We start from the raw sequence: 3,204 nt of genomic DNA on the forward strand, positions 1-3,204 counted from the left end.
TTGCTATGCGCTGAAACGCTGTTTCAGGACTATAATTTCAAAACTATATACAGTTCATTGGCGCAATGTTGGCGTGAGGGATGTGCGAATCGCTGAGGTTCGGCGCTCTTTGCTTCGCGCTTACAGGGTCTGATGCGGACCTGCCGAAGACGGTAGGTGAATCTGCTTTACGGTAAGCCATTTTGATTTGGAATCGTAAACAGGTCCGGACCGTTTCCGGCATGTTCGCAGGATCGCGCCTCGCAAGGATGGGAGAATTGCATGTCTGCAAATTCAGGGGGCGCACGTGCGTCTTGGTCCGGCAAGTGGGCGTTTATTTTGGCTGCCGCGGCGTCGGCTATCGGTTTGGGAAACCTGTGGCGTTTCCCGTATCTGGCTGCGAAGTATGGCGGTGGCGTGTTCCTTATCACCTATGTGGTGTTGGTCGTCACATTTGGCTTTACGTTGATGATGCTCGAGTCGGCACTTGGTCGCAAAACCGGGCAAAGTGCGCTTGGCGCTTTTAAATCGTTTGGGAAGAAATATGCCTTCATCGGCATCTTTACCTCGGCGATTCCGTTCATCATCGTGCCGTATTATTGCATCATCGGTGGTTGGGTCCTCAAGTACGCTGGTGCGTACATTATGGACGGTTCTGCCGCGCTTGCTGATGGCGGCACGTACTTCACCAACTTCATCGGCGGTGGCGGGGAAAGCTTCATTTGGGCTATCGCCTTCCTGCTGATTGTGTTCGCTATTGTGGCGCTTGGTGTGAAGAACGGTATCGAGCGCGCTAATCGTATCCTTATGCCCGTGTTGCTGGTTATGACGGCTGGCATCTGCATTTATGAGCTTACTCTTCCCGGTGCTATCGATGGTTTGGCGTATTATCTGACGCCTGATTTCAGCAAGTTCAGCGTCGAGTTAGTCATCGCAGCGCTTGGTCAGATGTTCTACAGCCTCTCGCTGGCTATGGGCATCATGATCACGTATGGCTCCTACATGCAGAAGTCCGACGACTTGGAGCAGTCCGTGCGCCGTATCGAGCTGTTCGATACCGGCTATGCGTTCTTGGCTGGCTTGATGATCGTGCCTGCTGCCTTCGTGGCTATGGGTTCCGCTGAGGCCGTTGCCTCGAAGTCTGGCCCGTCGCTGATGTTCGTGATTCTGCCGACCGTGTTCGATCAGATGGGCGGCATCGCCTCGATCATGGGCTTCCTGTTCTTCCTGCTGGTGGTGTTTGCTGCACTGACCAGCTCCATCTCACTTACGGAAACCTGCGTGTCCATCGTTCAGGACTCCGCGCACATCACGCGCAAAAAGGCGCTCATCGCTTCGATGATCTTCATTTTCGTGATGGCCATGATCGTGAACATGGGTTATTGTCAGCTGGCGTTTATCGAGCCGCTGGGACCGGGCAGCACCATCCTGGACTTCTTGGACTTCATCTCCAACTCTGTGATGATGCCGCTGGCTGCGTTGATGGCATGCGTGTTCGTCGGCTGGGTGATCAAGCCTAAGGCAATCATCGACGAGGTGAAATCTTCCGGTCCGTTCAAGGCGGAGAAGATGTTCACCGTCATGGTGAAGTTCATCGCGCCTGTGCTGCTGGTGGTTATCCTGGTCGCCTATGTTGCTGCGCAGTTCGGTTTCTTCAGCATGTAGCGGGCGCTCGTATAGGCGTCTAGCGCTGTGAGTTAGCTAGGGAATAACGTAGAGGTCGTCGACGTTTGTCGGCGGCCTCTTGTCTTTAGGGTAGCCATCTCTCGTCTAGGGTCATAAGCGGTTTGTGCTGAGAGTGACTGTATGAGCTGATGGATGCGATGGTTTCTCGCTATTCGGAAGGCGGGGTAGCGAGTTGTGTTGTTCGCCACGGGAGCAACGTCGTGATATCCCCCGCAGGTTTCCCCAGGTTTTCCCAAGATTCGACCTGCAGGCGGATTGTTTCGAACAGGTAAATTCCTACGTAGTTGCGTCCTTTTGGCCTGCCGTAGGGCCGGATGTTCCCCATTCTCCCTCTGTTTTGGGTGTAAGGTATTCGGCAAGCGTTATTTGCACGTTGGGCGCAAAGCGCCCTTTCACGAAGGAGCATCACGATGGTCGAGAAGAAAGATCTTGACTGGGGCAGCCTTGCTTTCGGCTACCATCAGACCGACTACAGCTACGAAGCTCATTGGAAGGATGGCGAGTGGGACGAGGGTGGCCTGACCACCGACCATGATCTGCATCTTTCCGAGTGCGCCGGTATCTTCCATTATTGCCAGGAAGTGTTCGAGGGCCTGAAGGCCTACACGACCGAGGATGGCTCCATCGTCTGCTTCCGTCCGGACATGAACGCAAGCCGCATGTTCGATTCCGCCGAGCGTCTTGAGATGCCGGGCTTCCCGAAGGATCGCTTCGTCGAGGCCGTCAAGGAAGTCGTCAAGGCGAACGCCGCATGGGTGCCGCCGTTCGGCTCCGGCGCCACGCTGTACGTGCGCCCGTTCATGATCGGCTCCGGCGAGGTCATCGGCGTTGCTCCGGCTCCTGAGTATACATTCCGTATCCTGGTCACGCCCGTCGGCCCGTACTTCAAGGGCGGCTTGAAGCCGATCAAGCTGCGCGTGTCCGAGTACGACCGCGCCGCGCCGCACGGCACCGGCAACATCAAGGCAGGCTTGAACTACGCCATGTCGCTGCGCCCGACCATGGAGGCTCATCGCAACGGCTATGCTGAGAACATCTACCTGGATTCGCAAAGCCGCACCTATATCGAGGAGACCGGCGGCGCGAACGTGCTGTTCGTGAAGGAGGACGGCACGCTGGTGGTGCCGAAGTCCCATACCGATTCCATCCTGCCCTCCATCACGCGTCGCAGCTTGGTGCAGGTTGCCCAGGACCTGGGCATGACCGTTGACGAGCGCTATGTCACGTGGGAAGAGGTTGCCGGCGGCGAGTTCGTGGAGTGCGGCCTGTGCGGCACCGCGGCCGTCATCAGCCCGGTCGGCCAGATCGACAACAAGGTCAACGGTGCCGATCAAGAGGTTGTCTTCCCGGCTGGCTGCACCGAGATCGGTCCGGTCATGAAGAAGCTGCGCGAGACCCTTACCGGCATCCAGGATGGCGATCTGGAAGACAAGCACGGCTGGGTGTGCAAGATCGACGTCGACTAACGTCAGCTGCATAGGTTGACATAAACGATAATGGGGAAGCAGGTGCTCCTGCTTCCCCATTTTGCGTTCGATA

2 protein-coding genes are annotated in these 3,204 nt (G+C 56.6%); both read left to right on the plus strand.

Annotation, left to right across the window (positions count from 1 at the left end; genetic code table 11):
• Positions 1-261 precede the first annotated feature (261 nt).
• Positions 262-1,644 carry a sodium-dependent transporter gene (locus tag Q0H50_RS09040; protein WP_294421610.1) on the plus strand — a complete coding sequence of 461 codons (1,383 nt, stop codon included), beginning with the start codon at positions 262-264 and terminating at the stop codon, positions 1,642-1,644.
• Between the two features lie 431 nt (positions 1,645-2,075).
• Positions 2,076-3,131: a branched-chain amino acid aminotransferase gene (locus Q0H50_RS09045; RefSeq protein WP_294421611.1), complete on the plus strand. Its 1,056-nt coding sequence runs from the start codon at positions 2,076-2,078 to the stop codon at positions 3,129-3,131.
• Positions 3,132-3,204: the final 73 nt, after the last annotated feature.

The organism is uncultured Senegalimassilia sp. (assembly GCF_934632265.1).
Classification (GTDB): domain Bacteria; phylum Actinomycetota; class Coriobacteriia; order Coriobacteriales; family Eggerthellaceae; genus Senegalimassilia.